The organism is Allomuricauda sp. CP2A, from assembly GCF_001683915.1.
GTDB lineage: Bacteria > Bacteroidota > Bacteroidia > Flavobacteriales > Flavobacteriaceae > Flagellimonas.
In genome coordinates this window covers 1-18198 of the sequence record NZ_LXTT01000065.1, presented here as the reverse complement: position 1 = coordinate 18198, position 18198 = coordinate 1, and the positions used below count along the sequence as shown (strand labels likewise).

Here is an 18198-nt window from a genome sequence, read left to right as displayed (position 1 = left end):
TTTTTGAGTTAGTTGATTTTGTATGAGGTTAGTTTTAATTTCAATTGTTTTGGCTGTTGCATCCTTGGTTATGGGGTGCAATGGCCAAAAAAGTAAAAAAGACAAAGGTTCGGCGGATACTACTCCGGACAAGGAAGCATATTCTGATGAAGAATTGTTGGATTCGGTTCAGTATCAAACCTTCAATTATTTTTGGGATGGGGCAGAACCCGTTTCAGGGTTGGCTAGGGAACGTTTTCATATGGATAATGTTTATCCCAACCACGATAAGGATATTATCACCACGGGCGGTTCTGGTTTTGGCCTTATGGCAATTTTGGTAGGGGTGGAACGCAATTTCATCACCCGCGAACAAGCCTTGGAACGCTACGAGAGAATCGTGGACTTCTTGGAAAAAGCGGACCGCTTTCATGGCGCATGGCCCCATTGGCTTTTGCCATCGGGAAAAGTGTCTCCCTTCAGCAGAAAGGACAATGGTGGTGATCTTGTGGAAACCGCCTTCCTTGTACAGGGTCTCTTGGCCGTAAAGGAATATTTTAAAGACGGCAATGAGCGGGAACAAAAACTAGCTGAAAAAATCCAGCAGCTTTGGGAAGGTGTCGAGTGGGACTGGTACACCAAAAACGGGGAAGATGTGCTCTATTGGCACTGGAGTCCCGAATACAAATGGGAGATGAACTTTCCCGTTGGAGGCTACAACGAATGCCTGATCATGTATGTGCTGGCAGCTGCATCGCCTACACACTCCATCAACAAAAGCGTCTATGAAAAGGGATGGGCACTTGATGGCGCAATTGCCAAGGATACTACCTATTATGGGCTGGAAACGGAACTCAACCACTACGAACATGACAACGCTCCCGTGGGGCCGCTCTTCTGGGCACATTATTCTTATTTGGGATTGGACCCAAAGGGTCTTACCGATCAATTCGGGGACTATTGGAAGCTCAATACCAACCATGCCATGATCCACTACAAATATGCAGTGGACAATCCTAAAGGGTATGAAGGCTATGGGGAAAATTGCTGGGGATTGACCTCAAGTTACTCCATAAATGGATATGCAGGCCATAGGCCGGGTATGGATCTAGGGGTGATTTCGCCAACGGCCGCACTTTCCTCCATGCCCTACACACCTAAGGAGAGCATGCAGTTTTTACGATACATGTACACCGAGCAGGACAGTTTGGTAGGAGATTACGGCCCTTATGATGCATTTAGTCTAGAGGACAAATGGTTTTTGCCCAGATATTTGGCCATAGATCAAGGGCCTATTCCCGTAATGATTGAAAATTATAGAAGTGGTCTCCTGTGGAAATTGTTCATGGCCAATGAGGATGTACAGAAAGGACTTAAAAAATTGGGCTTTGAGAGCCCTTATATGGATGAAGATGCTTAAAACTCCCTTTTTTTTCCTGTTTCTTCTGATACTGGTAAGCAGTTGTGGAGGGGGCGATGACTACACGTATGAGCCCATTCCCACTGAAATTCCAAGCGGGGATGATAATGATGATGATGGTGCGGATGACGATGTTGATGATAACGATGACAATGATACCCCGACCATTACCGATGAAGAACTTTTGGACTTGACCCAGGAAGAAACCTTCAAATATTTTTGGGATTTTGCCGAAGAAAACTCTGGAGGGGCAAGGGAAAGGTACCATCCCGATGACCCCAGCAGGGATGCCCATGTGGTGACCGCTGGTGGCACAGGCTTTGGCCTTATGGCCATTTTGGTGGGGATCGAACGGGGTTTTATTTCCAGGACCGAAGGTGTGGAACGATTGACGACCCTTATGGATTTTCTGGAAAATGCAGATCGTTTTCATGGTGCATGGCCCCATTGGATCAATGGGTCAAGTGGCTCTGTGATTCCGTTTAGCACTATGGATAATGGAGGTGATCTCGTGGAAACCGCTTTTTTGACCCAAGGATTGATTTGCATTAAGGAATACTTTAAAAATGGCTCCGATGAAGAAAAAGCCCTGGCACAACAGGCCGATGAACTTTGGAAAGGAGTGGAGTGGGATTGGTACACACAAGGACAAAATGTGCTGTATTGGCACTGGAGCCCAAATTATGGATTTGACATCAATCTTCAACTAAAGGGCTACAACGAAGTACTGATAGCTTACGTCATGGCGGCGGCGTCACCTGATTACAGTATTTCCAAAGAAGTATACACAAGCGGATGGGCCTCCAGCGGGGGTATAGTTTCATCAAACACCCAATATGGTTATCCTCTTCTGGTAAAGCATAACGGTTCTGAACAGTTTGGTGGCCCCTTGTTCTGGGCACATTATTCCTATTTGGGACTTGATCCCAGTGGGCTTTCGGATGAATATGTGGATTATTGGGATGTAAACGTCAACCATTCCAAGATCAATTATGCCTATTGTGTGGAGAATCCCAAAGATTTTGAGGACTATGGAGAGGATTGCTGGGGCTTAACAGCCAGCTATTCCAGAAATAATGATGGAAGTATAGGATACAATGCCCACAGTCCGTCCAACGACACAGGGGTAATTTCCCCCACTGCGGCCATAAGTTCCATTCCCTACACCCCTCAGGAGTCATTGAAGGCGATGCACTATTTTTATAAAAACAAGGATAAACTGTTGGGGCCTGCCGGATTTTATGATGCCTTTAGCCCAGAATATAACTTTTGGGTCGCAGAAGCCTATTTGGCCATTGATCAAGGGCCTCAGATTATTATGATTGAGAACCATCGTACAGGGCTGCTCTGGAACCTGTTCATGGCCAATGAGGATGTACAGGCCGGCTTATCAAAACTCGGATTTTAAAATGAAGACAGAACAGTTCGTATTAGCCCTTTTTTTTGCTTCTGCATGGGTTTCGGACCAACGGTAATCAAAATATGGGGCAAAAATACGTGTTGAGGTAAACGATACCTTAGGGTATGGCATTGATGTGCCCCAAAGACTTTAAGGAAGCCAGAAGCTATCCAGTAATCCTTTTCTCCACGGTTGTGGGGTCAATAAAACCCTGTTGGTGGCAGCTTAGGACGATTATATCAGAAACGACCCGATTATGTATTATAAAAAATTATTACTGGCAATTGTCACATTATCAATGTGGACAATCAACGCACAAGAAAGGATTCCCGAAGTGGAAGCCCTCTTACGGAAGATGACCTTGGAAGAGAAAATAGGCCAATTGAACCTTTTGACCCCTGGGGGAGGTGTGGCCACAGGTGAAGTGGTGAGCAAAAATGTGGAGGCGAAGATCAAGGCAGGTCAAGTGGGCGGACTTTTCGGTGTGGCCGGACCCGATAAGGTCAGGGTGGCACAGGAACTTGCCGTAAAGGAAAGTCGTTTGGGCATACCGTTGCTCATTGGTTCCGACGTCATCCATGGATACAAGACCACCTACCCAATCCCTTTGGGATTGTCGGCCAGTTGGGATATGGATTTAATGAAACAAGCCGCCCAAATGGCTGCTCGGGAAGCCACTGCGGACGGCATCAACTGGAATTTTTCCCCCATGGTGGACATCTCCCGTGACCCGCGCTGGGGACGCATTGCCGAAACGGCAGGGGAAGACCCCTATTTGGGTTCCAAAACTGCCGAAGCCATGGTAAAAGGGTATCAGGGCAGCGATTTGGCCGCTGCGCATACCCTATTGGCCTGTGTAAAGCATTTTGCACTTTATGGCGCGGCAGAAGCAGGGCGCGATTATCATTCCGTGGATATGAGCAAAATAAAAATGTTCAATCAATATTTGCCACCGTACAAAGCCGCTGTGGATGCAGGAGCTGCCAGTGTCATGACCTCTTTTAACGATATTGATGGTGTTCCGGCGACCGGAAATAAATGGTTGCTCACAGATTTGCTCCGCAAGCGTTGGGGATTCGATGGGTTTGTGGTCTCGGATTATACCTCGCTCAACGAAATGATTGCCCATGGATTGGGTGATCTTCAGGCAGTTTCCACATTGGCATTAAAGGCCGGATTGGACATGGACATGGTCGGGGAAGGGTTTTTGACCACTTTGAAGAAATCTTTTGATGAAGGAAAAGTGACCGAAGCAGAAATTACCGATGCTTGCAGAAGGGTGTTGGAAGCCAAGTATATTTCTGGGCTTTTTGATGACCCCTACCGATATTTGGACAGCAAACGCCCAGAAAAAGACATCCTCACCAAGGAAAATAGGGCCTTGGCCCGTAAATTGGCTGCACATTCCTTTGTATTGCTGAAAAATCATAATGATATGCTTCCCTTGGGAAATAAAGGGAAGATTGCCCTGATCGGTCCGTTGGCGGATAGCAGGGAAAACATGTTGGGCACTTGGGCGCCTACGGGAGATTTTAATTTGGCGGTCACCGTTCTGGAAGGTTTCAAGAATGTAGCATCGGAGGCAAATATTCAATATGCCAAGGGTTCCAATATTTCCAATGATCCTGAGTTTGCAAAAAAAGTGAATGTATTTGGACCTCGAATTGAAGTTGAAGAACGTTCCCCCGAAGCCCTATTGAAAGAGGCCTTGGATTTGGCCAAGACTTCGGATGTGGTTGTCACCGTTGTGGGTGAGGCCACCGAAATGAGTGGGGAAGCGGCCAGCCGTACCGATATTTCCATTCCCGATAGTCAAAAGAAGCTCATCAGGGCATTGGTGGATACGGGTAAGCCAGTAGTATTGGTATTGATGAGCGGCCGTCCCTTGACCATCCCCGAAGAATTTGAACTCCCCGTGGCCATTCTGCAGGTGTGGCACCCAGGTGTCGAAGCCGGAAATGCCATTGCCGATGTGGTATTTGGTGATTATAATCCTTCTGGGAAATTGACGGCTACGTGGCCTAGAAATGTTGGGCAAATTCCCATTTATCATAGTGCAAAAAATACAGGCAGACCTGCACCTGAAAATGAAGAGTTCCAAAAATTCAAATCGAATTATTTGGACTCACCAAACTCACCATTATTGCCCTTTGGATATGGATTGAGCTATACCACTTTTGAATATTCCAACCTAAGACTCAACAAAGAAACGATTGGTCAAGGTGAGTCCATATCCGTCACTGTTACCATAGCCAATACCGGCGATTATGATGGTGAGGAAGTGGTGCAGTTGTACTTAAGGGACGTGGTACGGAGCATAACTCCACCGAAACGAGAATTGAAAGGCTTCCAAAAAATACTATTGAAAAAAGGGGAACGCAAAGAGGTGACCATCACTTTGTTTCCCGACGATTTGAAGTTTTATAACAGCACCTTGGAATTTGTTTCCGAACCCGGGGAGTTTGAAGTCTTTGTGGGCACCGATTCAGATGCCCAACTTTCCAAAACATTCACCTTAAAATAGAATGATATGCGAATTGGATTGATTTTCGCAGGTTTGCTATTGGTCTTGGCCTGCAAAGAACAAGAAAAACCAGAGAGAGAGGTAACAAAAGGACCTCCGAACATTATTTTCATTATGTCGGACGATCATGCCTTTCAGGCCATCAGCGCATATGGGCATAAACTGGGAAAATTGGCACCGACACCAAACATTGACCGAATCGCCAAGAACGGGGCCATTTTTCAGAATAATTTTTGCACCAATTCCATTTGTGGCCCGAGCAGGGCGGTGATTCTCACTGGAAAACATAGCCACATCAATGGTTTTCGGATGAACGGGGAACGGTTTGATGGCAGTCAACCCACCCTGCCCAAGCAATTGAAAAAGTTGGGTTACGAAACCGCCATGATCGGAAAATGGCACTTGTATGGAAAACCAACAGGATTTGATCATTGGGAGATTCTTAATGACCAAGGGAACTATTATAATCCTGAATTTATTCAAGGAGAGGATACCACTGTAGTTGAAGGTTATGCCACGGATTTGATCACAGAAAAAAGTTTGGAATGGTTGAAGCAGCGGGACAGTACCGGACTACCCTTTTATATGATGGTACACCACAAGGCTCCACACCGTAATTGGATGCCCGCTTTGCGCCACCTGAATGTGTACGATTCGATAACCTTTCCTTTGCCGGACACCTATTTTCCAGAATTTCAGAACCAACAGGCGGCTGCCGAACAGCAACAGACCATTTACAAGGATATGTACGAAGGGCACGACCTGAAATTGAGCGACGGTTTCGGCAGTACCGAACTGGCACACAACCCGTGGACCACTGATTTTGACCGCATGACCCCGGAGCAGCGCAGAATTTGGAATGAGGCCTATCTACCCAAGAACAATGCCTTTTGGGAAGCCAATCTCCACGGAAAGGAACTGGCAGAGTGGAAGGGCCAACGTTATCTTCACGAATATTTAGCCACGGTAAAGGCTGTGGACGAAGGAGTGGGCAAGATTTTGGATTATTTGGAAGAAACGGGGATGGATAAAAACACCTTGGTCGTCTATACCTCCGATCAGGGCTTTTATTTGGGGGAGCATGGCTGGTTCGATAAGCGTTTTATGTACGAAGAATCCTTGAAAATGCCTTTGCTGATGCAATTGCCTGGAGTGATTGAACCAGGCACCAGCATCGATGCGTTGGTTCAAAACTTGGACTTTGCACCAACTTTTCTGGATTTGGCAGGAGGCTCACAATATGCTTCGGATATGCAAGGCGAATCTTTCCGGGAGGTGTTGGAAGGCACCAAACAGGATTTTAAGGACGCTATATATTATCACTATTATGACTTTCCTGCATTCCACATGGTCAAAAAACAATATGGGGTGCGGACAGACAGGTACAAACTCATTCACTTTTATGATGACATAGATCAGTGGGAGTTCTACGACCTTCATAAGGATCCACAAGAGATTCACAATGCCATCAAAGATGAAGAATATAAAAATGTTATAACCGCAATGCACAAAAAACTGGATAGTTTACAAGCATATTACAAAGTAACCGAAAAAGAGTTTGAAACCACACCGAAGGAAAAAGTGGATAGAACTTATGAGGCCTTTGAAAAACTTCGAGGAACACCAATACACTAAGGTTGTGAATATATTGTAGAAAACCTGTCCTTAAGATGCGGGAATCTACAAACCCTTAAAAATTTAGATCTATGGAACATTTCACCGAACATAGCTGAGAATTTTAATAATGCGAAGAAACTTTCCAGTTTGATGGGTAGCATTATAAAGATTAGAGCCCACCTATTGTGGCTTCAATAAATAAGGGTTGTATGGCTGTTTAGTGTTTTATGCTCACCGAATAAGTAACCTTTTTAATGGTATTATTTGAGTTTTAATGAAACCAAATAAAATAAAAAAACCTGTAAATCAGTAATTTACAGGTTTGATGTGTTGTTTTGATGGTGTTTTAGTGGAGCCGGAGGGATTCGAACCCTCGTCCAAACAAGCAATAACCATGCTTTCTACATGCTTAGTATCTGTTTCATTTTCGATGCATACCTGACCAGATACGGCCCAATATACACTTAGCTTCTTTAGGTTTTAGAGGTGCCGTCAAAGCGAACGGACACCCTTGTGTTGACTTTTCTGGTGCCCCTAAAAAGGTCGCCGTCAACAAGGGCTACCAAGGGACATCTCGCTTCTCCGCCTAGCGGAGACGAGGCATTATCCTACTATAATTCAGATTATGCGGCAAGAGCGTAATTATTATCGCCAATTAAAAGTGTGAAACATGAGATTAACGAGCTGTATTCCAGCGCTCGGCATGCTTACATCGCCATTGGTCTTGCTGTCAAAACCGGTCGGCCCCATAATGTCATTCCTGCGAAGGCAGGAATCTCTCACTTTTTTATCAAAGAACGCTTTCCGCGTTATGGGCGTTACCAAGACTTTGCTTCGCAATATCTTGGTCGGGCTATCGGCTGTACACGGTACTTGCCTCTATCCCTAACGCTATAAACCACAATTTGTCACATTGAGCGCAGTCGAAATGCCTAACGCAGTCGGCAAAGGTAACTATATCCATCAAAAGATAAAAAGTTTGCGCCATCTGCCCAATACCCTTATTTTGGTCAACAATTATACCAAATCGGTTTTATGAAATTCGGAATCATCAGGGAGCGCAAAAATCCGCCAGACCGCAGAGTGGTCCTGTCTCCAACGGAGTGCCAAAATGTCCTTTCCACATTCCCCAAGGCGGAAATTCTTGTGGAGACTTCGCCCATTCGGGTGTTTTTGGATGAAGAATACAGGGAAAAAGGTGTCCCAGTAGTGGACAATGTGGAAAATTGCGATGTGCTTCTCGGCGTAAAGGAAGTGCCCATCGATGCCCTGATTCCCCATAAAAAGTATTTTTTCTTCTCGCACACCATTAAAAAACAACCGTACAACCGGGATTTGCTCCAAGCTATTCTGGCCAAGAACATTGAACTGTACGACCATGAGGTCATCACCGCTTCCAATGGGCAGCGTTTGGTGGCCTTTGGCCGATATGCGGGCATCGTCGGTGCTTACAACGGAATCCGTACCTATGGTCTAAAATATGATCTGTTCCAATTGCCCAAGGCCGAAACCCTAAAAGATCAACACGCATTGATTGCGGAACTCAAAAAAATAAAACTGCCCAACATAAAGATTCTTTTGACCGGGAAGGGCAGGGTAGGCAATGGTGCTAAAGAAATGCTGGATGCCTTGGGGCTTAAAAAAGTCAATGTGGTAGATTATTTAAAGGAGGATTTTTCCGAACCTGTTTATTGCCAGATTGATGCCTCCGAATACAACAAGCGTAAAGATGGTGTTCGGGGCAATAAAGCCGATTTTTTTCAGAATCCACAGGAATACAAATCCAATTTTTTCCGTTTTGCCGAGGTGACCGATTTTTATATTGCCGGACATTTTTATGGCGATGGTGCCCCGTTTTTATACACCCGAGAGGATGCCAAACAGCCCGATTTCAAGATAAAAGTTGTGGCCGATATTAGTTGCGATATTGATGGCCCGGTGGCATCGACCATAAAACCCTCCACCATAGCCGACCCTGTTTATGGCTATGACCCTGTTTCCGAAAAAGAAACGGATTACAAAAACACCAATGCCATTGCCGTTATGGCCGTGGACAACCTTCCCTGCGAATTACCTCGCGATGCCAGTATTGGATTTGGCGAAGCTTTCACCAAATATGTGATTCCCGCCTTTTTCAATAATGATGAAGATGGTATTTTGGAGCGGGCGCGAATGACAAAGAACGGCAAGTTGACACAGCGTTTTGCCTACCTCCAAAAATATGTGGACGGCGAAGAATAATACCTTTTGTCGATGTATTTCAATGAGGGGTTAACGATATGTTATTTTTTAGTATATTGTTCGTCCTAGTGTACCGAGAACGTGAAATTTAATTGGGTGATTTCCGGAGAAAATGACCAGGCTGTCAAAAAGGCCTGCATTGATATGGAATATCGTTTGCGCCCCAAAATCATGAAATTTCTATTGTCTAAATTGGGCGGTGATTTCAGCGGCGACTTCTCTTGCTTTCATTTTGATGTGGACCTGAAGAATCGATGGGTCTGGATTTCCGATAAAACTCCACGGAACTTGATTGAAAAAATTAGGGTCGATTTTGATCGCGAGATCAACGGTGGGTCAACCCTGTTCTCAGTAGCCTGATCAATTCTCTTTTTTATTCAACCCTAATTTCAATTTCCCATTCCACGGCTGGATGTTCCTTTGGCGCAATATAGGCACCCAACGCCTTTAAGCTTAAAGTAAGCGATTGCACTTCCTCCAAGGTTTTGATTTGTAGGGTTTTTGTGCCTTCAGCGGGAACCGTAAATACTGGGGAACTGGAATAAAAGGTGTAGGGCATCTGGTTTTCGAAAATCAAATCGCTGCTGGACACATTTTTGAGTGTCACTTTTAAAATGGATGTCTTGTCAATGTACCTTGCTTCCTCAATAAGGATGCAGGCCTTGAGCAAGGGCATCAGGTTTTCTTCCTTCCCTACCAAAAGCGAATTAAAAACAGCCACCGTCCGCCCGGCGAACAAAGCTTCTTTCAGGGCCGCTTCCGATCTTTCCTTGGCAAAGACCAAGGTGATGGGGCGATCGTGTCCTTTTTCCACATAATCCCAGTCAATAAGTCCATGGATGTCACTGGTGCCCAAAATGGTCAGGTTGTTTTCCAAGGCAAGGGCCAATGATTCTTCGGCATAATCCCCGGTGTTGATGACCTCAATACCATGCAGCTCCCCATTTTTGATTCGCTCTTTTTGAAAATCGCTCAAAATGGGGGTCCCCTTGGGCGATTGGGCATACCAGGCGGGATGGTTCCAAAAGATAAACCCACCTTGTTTTTTGGCTTCGGCAAAAACAGGTTCGGCCTTTTCATTCAACAATTTGTTGGCATCCTCGATAAAAATGGCATTGTTATGGCCCATGGGGGCACCACGGGTTATTTCGGAACCATGGACAATCAATAGATCGTGATTTTTGGCCTCTTCCAATGCCAACTGAAAGGATCTGTTTCGGTCTGGATGTGGAATATCTGCCGAGTGGGGTTGGTATTCCAAATGTTCGGTGAGTGAAATCACATCCAAATTATCCCGTAAGGCTTCCATCACCCGAATGGTGGGCCATACATTTCCATCGGAAAAGACGGTGTGTTGGTGTAAATCGGTCTTTAAGGTTGTGTAGTTAGGAACATCAGGAAATGTAATCGCTCTAGAGCTTGTGTGGGAATGCTCTTGGGCGAAAAGACAGGCCGCTGCAAAAAAAGTGATGAAGAAAGGTTGGAGTTTCATGACGGTGGTTTTACCAAAATTAGAAAACTATATGAATGCTTCAATCGAAAAAAGTATATTTTACAAACTGTTAACCTGATGGTAAACTAGTTGTATGTTTTTGGATATTGGTGGTTTTGTCCAGAACTCACAATTAATAAATATTTAAGGTTTCCCAAAGTGCACATAAACAATTTCCTCACTAGGTTTGTCGGTTCTAAAAAATTGGTATTCCTTGCACAAAGATTTGATCATAGCGATACTTTGGAGCCTTTCCCCCTTCGGTGAGGCCAAGGTGGGCATTCCCTTCGGTTTGTACCAAGGAGTAAATGAATATATTGTGTTCATAGCCTGCTTTTTGGCCAATGTGTTGGTGTTTCCTTTAATGATGCTCTTCTTGAAGTACATTAACAGATACTTGGTCAAGTGGAGGTTTTATAAAAAGTCAGCGGTGTTTGTGGGTCAAAGGGCCAAGAAAGGATCTGGGAAAAAGATACAACGATTTGGTTTTTTGGGCATTGTGTTGTTCGTGATGATTCCGTTGCCCGGTACCGGGGTCTATGCGGGTACTATTGCTGCATACCTTTTTAAAATGAAAAAACGGGAGGCCTTTGCAGCCAATACCATTGGAATCTTCCTTTCTTCCGTCATTGTTTGGGTCACTACTTTGTTATCCTTGGAAGGGGTCCAATAACATCACAAGCGAGCTGCTTTTTGGATTTTTTAATGTGCCATTGTGCAGGGATTTGTTTATTTTGCTTCCGATCAATGAAGTTTCTTTAACCATAAAATACATATATGGCTTCAGGTTTTTTTGCTGTTTTGGACGATATTTCCGCACTAATGGACGACGTGGCAACAATGAGCAAAGTTGCGACCAAAAAAACAGCTGGTATTTTAGGAGACGACCTGGCCGTGAATGCCGAAAAAGCCACTGGCTTTTTGTCCAGTAGGGAAATTCCTGTGCTTTGGGCCATAACCAAAGGTTCCTTTTTAAATAAACTGATCATTCTCCCCATCGCATTTTTATTGAGTGCCTATCTTCCGACTGCAATTACCATCATACTTATTTTTGGAGGGGTGTACCTTGCGTATGAAGGTGCGGAGAAAGTTTACGAATTTATTTTTCATCGAAATGTTGAAGAACATTATGACGACCCCACAGAAATTCCTAAAGAAGAGTTGCCCGAACTGGAGAAGAAAAAAATAAAGCAGGCCATTGTTACCGATTTTATTCTTTCCATTGAGATTGTCATCATTGCATTGAGCACCGTGGTCAACGAAACACTGACCATCCGAATTGTAACCGTTTCCGTGGTGGCATTGTTGGCCACTGTTGGTGTGTATGGCATTGTGGCTTTGATCGTTCGGATGGACGATTATGGGTACCGGCTGATTCGCTTGAACGATCGGGACGATAGTTTTTCGGATAAAGTGGGTGGGGTTTTGGTGAATGCGCTGCCCCATATCATAAAAGCTCTTTCTATTGTGGGTACCCTGGCCCTACTATTGGTCTCAGGGGGGATCTTCAATCACAACATAGATTATCTTCATCACCTGTTTCCCGGTATACCCAGTTTATTGAAAGATTTTCTGGTTGGGTTGGTCATAGGTTTTGCGGCTGTTTTTTTAATGAAATTGGTGAAACGACTTTTTAAGCGAAAATAAAACGGTATCCTTACTATACCTTATACCTTTTGTAAATGAACCCAGCCGAAGCTTATATTCTGAACCAAAAAGAACCGTTCAAAAGCATATTGTTGCATTTAAAAAGTGTTATTGAACATGTAATTCCAGATGTGGATATGAAGTTTAAATGGGGGATTCCATGTTTTTATAGGGGAAAACAACCCATTTGCTATTTGAATGTTTCCCAAAAGAAAAAGTACGTGGACATCGCTTTTTGGAATTCGGCCCATTTGACCCTGCACCTTGATAAAATGATCACTGAAAACAGAAAAGTGGTCAAATCGCTACGTTATTTTACATTGGAAGAAATTGACGATGCCATTCTTGTTGAGGTGCTGCAGGAAGCTTACTCGCTCAGGCATAAGGGCTTTTACAAAAGATAGGTTCTGTTCTATGTCTTTGATATGGAAGCGGCTTCGGTTTTTCCACTTTTCAATTTAAAAAAGGCTACCCACAACGTCACCAATCCCAAAACAATCCATAAAACGTCTATCAATAAAACCTGTTTTAGCCCATCAGCATAGGCTACCCACATCCAGTTTCCAGAAGAAATGCCGTTCGCAATGGGAATCAACAGGGCCAAAACACTTCCTGAAATCAGTGTCCATTTGTTGGTGAAGCCAATATTCTTTTTGAAAATGAAAAAGAGGGAGGCCGCCAACCAAATTGGAAAGTAGGTTCGGTATAGAAAAGGCCTATTGACCTGTTCTGCAAATTGTACTATAATAAACTGTAACGCGGTAACGGGGTATAAGCTTAAGCAAATGGCCATATAAATGTTGGCGACTTGGTAATTGAACTTGCGCCGTTTTTCCGGGATGTTCTTTTTGTTTCGGGCTACCAACCAGATCATGACCCCAGAGAGAATCACAAAGCAGGAGACCAATCCAAGGATAAAGGAGATGACCCGAAGCCCATAACCCGCATAATCGCCAAAATGTAGACGGAACATCATATTTTTTACGCCATCCAAATAGGAATTGTTGGTCATGGGCACTTTTTCTTCCACAATGGAGCCGTCCGCTATTTTGTAAATGCGGTGTCCCAAACCGTTCAATTTTGAGGAATATCCCAAATATCCGCTTATGGCCACATGCATATTGGCGTCTCCGTAGTTAAAGATATGGGCTTCCTTGAGCCTAAAATCGGGCCAATCTTCCTTGGTCTCTGCAATCAAGGGGTCGATGGCAATGGTTTGATCCAATTTTTCATGTTGATAGGCATATACCGGGTGGTTATACTCCAAATCTTCATATAGTTTATTTTGGTCACCATCATAGAGACCCATGACCAATGGGGCTACCAAAATACCTTTCAGCAAAAAGAAAGCTCCGGTAACGGCATATACAAATTGGAAGGGAAACCCAATCACGCCCAAAGCCGTATGGGCATCGGTCCAAATGGTTTTTAACTTGGCCCAAGGCCGAAACACATAAAAATTGGAAACAATCTTATCCCAATGCACCAAGATTCCGGTGATGATGGCAAAGAGGAAAAAGAAGGCCACCAATCCAGATAAATAGCGTCCATACGGGTAGGGGATTTGGTCCAAAAAGTGCAAGCGGTACAAAAACTCCCCCAAATGATAGGATTCCACATAGGTTCCCGTGGTTTTGTCCTCCGTATCCAAATAAAAGAAGGTTCTGGCCTTTTCATCTTCAGCGGCCAGGGAATCCTTGGATGCCCCAAGGCTTACATTCACCCTACGCTCATTGAAATAATGGCTGATCTCCACATCCCTGCCGTACAAGTTGTGATCTTTGGAAATATCGTTCAAATATTCGTCCATGCTCCCCACAATGGCATCTTGTTCTGTGGTTTGATGACCGCGTTGCCAATTGGCAATTTCATCCCTAAAAAAGGAAAAAGAGCCTGTAAAGAAAATCACATAAAGGGCCACACTGATGACAATCCCACTAACGGTATGGGTATGGAACAGAATATTGTAGATACGGTTTCCCATGGTTTAAACGATAGGGTTGATTTGATTTCCAAAATAGAACACGACTCCGAACACTACGCTGGTCAATAGGTAGATACCCCAGATTTTCCAGCCGTTTTTACCCAAAAAGGCGAAGACCATCAAGATGGCCCAAAGAATGAAGGCGGAAAACGTACTGGTGATGATCACGGCTACATGGTTGAACCAGCTGGCCAAGGCCATATGGAACATCACGGCCACGATCAATCCACCCAAAATGGCAGCGGATATTTTGGCAAATCGTTGCCAAGGTGAAGGGGTCAAGTATTTTTTGTTGGCTGGCATAGGTTAAAAGAAAACAATTTCACAAATGAGAAAAAAGGTGAGGGCCATCCCGATGGATTTATAGGACAACAATCGCAAAGGAGCCAGAAGTATAATCAAACTGGCCGCTGTCATGAGGAGGATAAAAAATGTGAAAACCCCTGAGCCCAGCCCCCATAACCAAATACTTAGCCCCAATGATATGATCAAAAAGGCCAAGCCGGTGTATTTTGATATAGAGCGATGGCCGATCACCCATTTTTCAAAACCCAAAACCCCTGCACCAGCCATTTTTTTAGAGGTACTGTACAAGAGATAAAAGGCTACAAAAACTAAAAGCGAAATACCCGTGACCATACTTCTTTCTCCGAATTATTTGATGCAATATGTGGCGCAGTGCCAGATAAATTCATACGCTTCCCCATTGTAGGTACCGGGAATTTCTTCCTTGGTGGTGGTTTCCACAATGTATTTAGTGTCCCATGGCAGGGCAAAGGATACTTCGCCGTTATCATCGGTATGTAGGGTTTTGGACCAAAGGTCTGCCACATACACTTGAAGTTCGTTTTGGGCCAATGGCTTTCCTTTGTAGAGTACTTGGAGTTTTACCTCATCACCATCGTGGGCCAATTGCTTTACCACGATTCCCTCAGGGTTGATGGTTTTGGTATCAGCATTAACACTGCCTACTTGGACTTTGGCCGTTGAGTGATAATGTGTCTTGAAAATCCCAAAATCGTATTGGGTGTAATCGATCACATCAATCTCATTGTTATTGAGGGCGATGGTATACACCCCATTTTCATTAGGAGTGAAATGGGCCACATAATGATCTTCTTTGGCAGCTGTTTTGAGTTCGGTCTTTGTGCCATCGGGAGCAATTACCCAAAGGGTAAATTTGGAAACCAAAGGAAAAGCCTCCCCCTCCACTTTTTCAATAACACCATAGGTGTATTCACCATAATGCACGCGAACTTCATGTTCTTGACCGGATTTACCGGAACCGTTGGTCTCCAACCATAGGTAATGGGCATTGGCGGAAATCATTCCAAAAAAGAAAAGCAATAAAGGTAAAAATGTGTTTTTCATAAGAATAAGCTTTAAAGGCCCATGTTTTTCATGGGCCTTAATTAATTTTTAATTAAAAAGTATATGCTACGGCAAGCCTACCGTTGATTCCCGGTTCAGACTGCCAGTACAGATATGATCCATAATTGGCGCCTGAATACAGGTATTCGTCCAAAATATTGTTGATGTTGAATTGAACTCTAAAATGGCTGTTTCTCCAAGATAGGGCACCGTCCATTCTAAAGTAATCGGGCAAATCGGATTGGTTGTCGGCAGCCCAGGCCCAAGTAGAGCGGTCCACTTGGTATTGATAACCCAAGGATACGCCGAATCCTCTCAAACTGGAAGCTTCTGCAAAATTGAAGTTGAACCAGCCATTGGTCACATGCTTGGCATGACCTGCCACCCGTGTACCTACTACATCTGGGTTTGGGTCTTCGGTTACCTCGACTTTGGTGTTGGCATAGTTCAAAACAATATTGAATTCTGGTGTAATCTGCCCTTGAAGGTCAAATTCAATACCTTTTGATTGTACTTCACCCAAATACATGGAGTAGTTTGGATTCTCTGGGTCTGTTGTTAAGATGTTCTCTTTGGTAATTTGGAAAGCACCCAAGGAAGTACGTAGGCGTCCGCCGAAAAATGTTTTCTTGATTCCCCCTTCAATATCATTGGCATCCACGGGATCGTTCAGTGGTTCCAAGTCGGCACTGATACCAGCTTGTGGCAAGAAAGATTGGTCGTAAAGTCCATAAATGGCCAGATCAGGCAAAAGATCAATGCTAAGGCCAATACGCGGGGTCACTACATTGTCGTTTTCGTCCTTGCCCTGTGTGTAAAGGTTGGTATAACGCCCGGCCAAGGTCAAACGGATTTTATCTTCCAAAAATCCAATTTCATCTTGTAGATAATAGCCTCTAAGTGTGTTTGCACTGTACGGTTCGCCACCTCTTCGGTACTGCACTTTTGTGGATCGGTCAAAATTGGGCATGGCCACTTCGCCATAAACAGGGTTGTATATGTTGAAAGGCACTTCCGTATCAACAATGAAGGTATTGTAGAAATCGGCCCAATAGTTTTTCTCACTAAAATCCAATCCCCCAAGAATCTTGTGCGATATCCCACCGGTTTGGAAAGCTCCATTGATGTACAATTGGGCATATTTCCCAACGGAAAGCGCATCCCATTGAGTGATGGTCCTCACGGCATCCCCAGTATCGGAATCCAATTGGCCCAACCAAGCTGAGTTTCCTTCTTGGTCGTAACGCAGATAAGCCAACTGACCTTCAACGCTCCAATTGTCTGAAAACTCATGTTTGGCGTTCAAGAAAAAGGTAACTTCCTGAATATCGGTTTTTGGATAATTGCTGTCCACGAAATTAAAATCGCGGGGCAAGCTTGCATATCCATCGGCTACTGGAGCAAATATATAGGCCGATCCCAAGAAAGACTCAGCATCTTGAAGGTTCATTTCCGCAGTAATGGATGTTTTGTCTGAAAACTTATAGGTAAGGGCGGGAGCAATACCAAATCGGTCAGACTGCTCATTGCCTCGATGACTGTCCGTAGTCTGGTACATGGCGTTCAAGCGATAGAGCAATTTGCCATTGTTGGAAGCTTTGCCACCAACATCCACGGTACCACGATAAAAATCAAAACTGCCAACCATGAAAGAGGCATTGGCAATGAACTGCTCCGTAGGTTTTTTGGTCACTACATTGTAGAAACCACCGGGTTCCCCGGCAGACATCATAAATCCGGCCGGCCCTTTTACAAACTCAATGCGCTCTACGGTATTCATATCTTCGGCAAGAGGCCCCCAGCTATCCTGGACGTTTACACCATTTCTAAAAGCGGGCAGTCGAAAGCCACGCATGTTGATACGGGCAAATTGTCCCCAGTGTTCCAACATGGTGACACCACTTACGTTTCGGGTCAATCCGTCCATAATGGTGGTCACTTGCTGGTCTTGCAAGAGTTCACTGCTGATTACCTGTACATTTTGGGGCAATTTCACCAACTCGGTCTTCAATCTCAGGGAGGTGGAAGGTTGATTCTCCACATATTTGTTTTGGTGCCCTTCGACAATTACTTCATTCAATTGCTCCTGTCGTTCGGCAAGGACAAGGGCGGGAACTGTTGTGGTTTGGTTGGCCGATACATTGGCTGAAACCGTTTTTGTTTCATACCCGATCATGGAAAAAGTAAGGGTGTAGGCACCAGGGGCTAAATCCTTGATTAGATAATTCCCGGAATCGTCTGTAGTTGTACCAAGGCTGGTGTGCGAAATGGCAATATTTACATTGGATAGCGGGTTGTTTCTTTGGTCGGTCACCTTTCCTCTAAGATTTCCGGTTTGTGCTTGTACACTGCATAAAATAGTCAAGCTGAGGATGAGTAGTATGTTCTTCATTTTGTTATTTGTAATTGGTCTAAATAAATTTTGATTGCAAATGTATATTCCAACACGTATTCTTCCAAAGAATATTTAGACTAATTATAAATAAGTATTAATAAAATTTATTATCTTACTGAAAAACAGTAA

General features: G+C 44.2%; 15 protein-coding genes and 1 other RNA gene. 10 read left to right on the top strand and 6 right to left on the bottom strand.

The genetic code is table 11. The features are described 5' to 3' along the window. The first annotated feature begins 22 nt into the window (after window positions 1-22). The 4 genes from A7D14_RS07720 (at window position 23) to A7D14_RS07705 (ending at window position 6957) form a co-directional block, all read left to right on the top strand. Window positions 23-1399 carry a glucoamylase family protein gene (locus A7D14_RS07720; protein WP_067032359.1) on the top strand — a complete coding sequence of 459 codons (1377 nt, stop codon included), beginning with the start codon at window positions 23-25 and terminating at the stop codon, window positions 1397-1399. Further along, window positions 1386-2807, top strand: coding sequence for a glucoamylase family protein (locus A7D14_RS07715; RefSeq protein ID WP_409552681.1), 1422 nt, complete (start codon window positions 1386-1388; stop codon window positions 2805-2807). The genes A7D14_RS07720 and A7D14_RS07715 overlap by 14 nt, the downstream gene beginning before the upstream one ends. A 289-nt stretch (window positions 2808-3096) precedes the next feature. Further along, window positions 3097-5322, top strand: a complete 2226-nt coding sequence (gene bglX, locus A7D14_RS07710; RefSeq protein ID WP_255307413.1) for a beta-glucosidase BglX — start codon at window positions 3097-3099, stop codon at window positions 5320-5322. A 6-nt stretch (window positions 5323-5328) separates the two neighbouring features. Beyond that, complete coding sequence (locus tag A7D14_RS07705; RefSeq protein ID WP_067032349.1) at window positions 5329-6957, top strand: sulfatase; 1629 nt, start codon at window positions 5329-5331, stop codon at window positions 6955-6957. Between the two features lie 329 nt (window positions 6958-7286). On the opposite strand, the gene ssrA is transcribed toward A7D14_RS07705, so the two are convergent. Continuing rightward, window positions 7287-7687, bottom strand: a transfer-messenger RNA (tmRNA) gene (gene ssrA, locus A7D14_RS07700). 287 nt (window positions 7688-7974) lie between these two features. Between ssrA and A7D14_RS07695 the strand changes: the two genes are divergently transcribed. Both A7D14_RS07695 and A7D14_RS07690 read left to right on the top strand, forming a co-directional pair. After that, the gene (locus A7D14_RS07695; RefSeq protein WP_067032347.1) at window positions 7975-9180 is read left to right on the top strand and encodes an NAD(P)-dependent oxidoreductase; all 1206 of its coding nucleotides are present in this window, start codon (window positions 7975-7977) and stop codon (window positions 9178-9180) included. A 171-nt stretch (window positions 9181-9351) separates the two neighbouring features. After that, complete coding sequence (locus A7D14_RS07690; protein ID WP_218058521.1) at window positions 9352-9540, top strand: hypothetical protein; 189 nt, start codon at window positions 9352-9354, stop codon at window positions 9538-9540. Between the two features lie 13 nt (window positions 9541-9553). Here A7D14_RS07690 and A7D14_RS07685 read toward each other — a convergent pair whose 3' ends face one another. Continuing rightward, complete coding sequence (locus A7D14_RS07685; protein WP_067032341.1) at window positions 9554-10672, bottom strand: Sb-PDE family phosphodiesterase; 1119 nt, start codon at window positions 10670-10672, stop codon at window positions 9554-9556. A gap of 214 nt (window positions 10673-10886) precedes the next feature. On the opposite strand from A7D14_RS07685, the gene A7D14_RS07680 reads away from it, so the two are divergent. From A7D14_RS07680 to A7D14_RS07670, 3 genes are all read left to right on the top strand, one after another. Further along, window positions 10887-11345 carry a COG2426 family protein gene (locus A7D14_RS07680; protein ID WP_067032370.1) on the top strand — a complete coding sequence of 153 codons (459 nt, stop codon included), beginning with the start codon at window positions 10887-10889 and terminating at the stop codon, window positions 11343-11345. Window positions 11346-11449: 104 nt separating this feature from the next. Continuing rightward, complete coding sequence (locus tag A7D14_RS07675) at window positions 11450-12319, top strand: DUF808 domain-containing protein (protein ID WP_067032338.1); 870 nt, start codon at window positions 11450-11452, stop codon at window positions 12317-12319. A gap of 35 nt (window positions 12320-12354) precedes the next feature. Next, entirely contained in the window at window positions 12355-12723 is a 369-nt protein-coding gene (locus A7D14_RS07670; RefSeq protein WP_067032335.1) for a DUF1801 domain-containing protein, read from the top strand. Window positions 12724-12731: 8 nt separating this feature from the next. On the opposite strand, the gene A7D14_RS07665 is transcribed toward A7D14_RS07670, so the two are convergent. After that, a complete protein-coding gene (locus A7D14_RS07665) occupies window positions 12732-14303 on the bottom strand; it encodes a PepSY-associated TM helix domain-containing protein (RefSeq protein WP_067032332.1) in 1572 nt (523 codons plus the stop codon). 3 nt (window positions 14304-14306) lie between these two features. Continuing rightward, window positions 14307-14606, bottom strand: a complete 300-nt coding sequence (locus tag A7D14_RS07660; protein ID WP_067032329.1) for a hypothetical protein — start codon at window positions 14604-14606, stop codon at window positions 14307-14309. Between the two features lie 112 nt (window positions 14607-14718). On the opposite strand from A7D14_RS07660, the gene A7D14_RS19835 reads away from it, so the two are divergent. After that, window positions 14719-14904 (top strand): hypothetical protein, encoded by a 186-nt coding sequence (locus tag A7D14_RS19835; RefSeq protein WP_141673287.1) that lies wholly within the window; start codon window positions 14719-14721, stop codon window positions 14902-14904. 53 nt (window positions 14905-14957) lie between these two features. Here A7D14_RS19835 and A7D14_RS07650 read toward each other — a convergent pair whose 3' ends face one another. Both A7D14_RS07650 and A7D14_RS07645 read right to left on the bottom strand, forming a co-directional pair. Beyond that, a complete protein-coding gene (locus tag A7D14_RS07650) occupies window positions 14958-15674 on the bottom strand; it encodes a DUF4198 domain-containing protein (protein ID WP_067032323.1) in 717 nt (238 codons plus the stop codon). Between the two features lie 52 nt (window positions 15675-15726). Further along, window positions 15727-18066: a TonB-dependent receptor gene (locus A7D14_RS07645; protein ID WP_067032322.1), complete on the bottom strand. Its 2340-nt coding sequence runs from the start codon at window positions 18064-18066 to the stop codon at window positions 15727-15729. Window positions 18067-18198: the final 132 nt, after the last annotated feature.

What these genes read in the sequence shown, in the direction of transcription:
- A7D14_RS07720 (WP_067032359.1), top strand. Translation starts at nt 23, where the DNA reads ATGAGGTTAGTTTTAATTTCAATTGTTTTGGCTGTTGCATCCTTGGTT.
- A7D14_RS07715 (WP_409552681.1), top strand. Translation starts at nt 1,386, where the DNA reads ATGAAGATGCTTAAAACTCCCTTTTTTTTCCTGTTTCTTCTGATACTG.
- bglX (WP_255307413.1), top strand. Translation starts at nt 3,097, where the DNA reads ATGTGGACAATCAACGCACAAGAAAGGATTCCCGAAGTGGAAGCCCTC.
- A7D14_RS07705 (WP_067032349.1), top strand. Translation starts at nt 5,329, where the DNA reads ATGCGAATTGGATTGATTTTCGCAGGTTTGCTATTGGTCTTGGCCTGC.
- A7D14_RS07695 (WP_067032347.1), top strand. Translation starts at nt 7,975, where the DNA reads ATGAAATTCGGAATCATCAGGGAGCGCAAAAATCCGCCAGACCGCAGA.
- A7D14_RS07690 (WP_218058521.1), top strand. Translation starts at nt 9,352, where the DNA reads ATGAAATTTCTATTGTCTAAATTGGGCGGTGATTTCAGCGGCGACTTC.
- A7D14_RS07685 (WP_067032341.1), bottom strand. Translation starts at nt 10,672, where the DNA reads ATGAAACTCCAACCTTTCTTCATCACTTTTTTTGCAGCGGCCTGTCTT.
- A7D14_RS07675 (WP_067032338.1), top strand. Translation starts at nt 11,450, where the DNA reads ATGGCTTCAGGTTTTTTTGCTGTTTTGGACGATATTTCCGCACTAATG.
- A7D14_RS07670 (WP_067032335.1), top strand. Translation starts at nt 12,355, where the DNA reads ATGAACCCAGCCGAAGCTTATATTCTGAACCAAAAAGAACCGTTCAAA.
- A7D14_RS07665 (WP_067032332.1), bottom strand. Translation starts at nt 14,303, where the DNA reads ATGGGAAACCGTATCTACAATATTCTGTTCCATACCCATACCGTTAGT.
- A7D14_RS07660 (WP_067032329.1), bottom strand. Translation starts at nt 14,606, where the DNA reads ATGCCAGCCAACAAAAAATACTTGACCCCTTCACCTTGGCAACGATTT.
- A7D14_RS19835 (WP_141673287.1), top strand. Translation starts at nt 14,719, where the DNA reads ATGAGGAGGATAAAAAATGTGAAAACCCCTGAGCCCAGCCCCCATAAC.
- A7D14_RS07650 (WP_067032323.1), bottom strand. Translation starts at nt 15,674, where the DNA reads ATGAAAAACACATTTTTACCTTTATTGCTTTTCTTTTTTGGAATGATT.
- A7D14_RS07645 (WP_067032322.1), bottom strand. Translation starts at nt 18,066, where the DNA reads ATGAAGAACATACTACTCATCCTCAGCTTGACTATTTTATGCAGTGTA.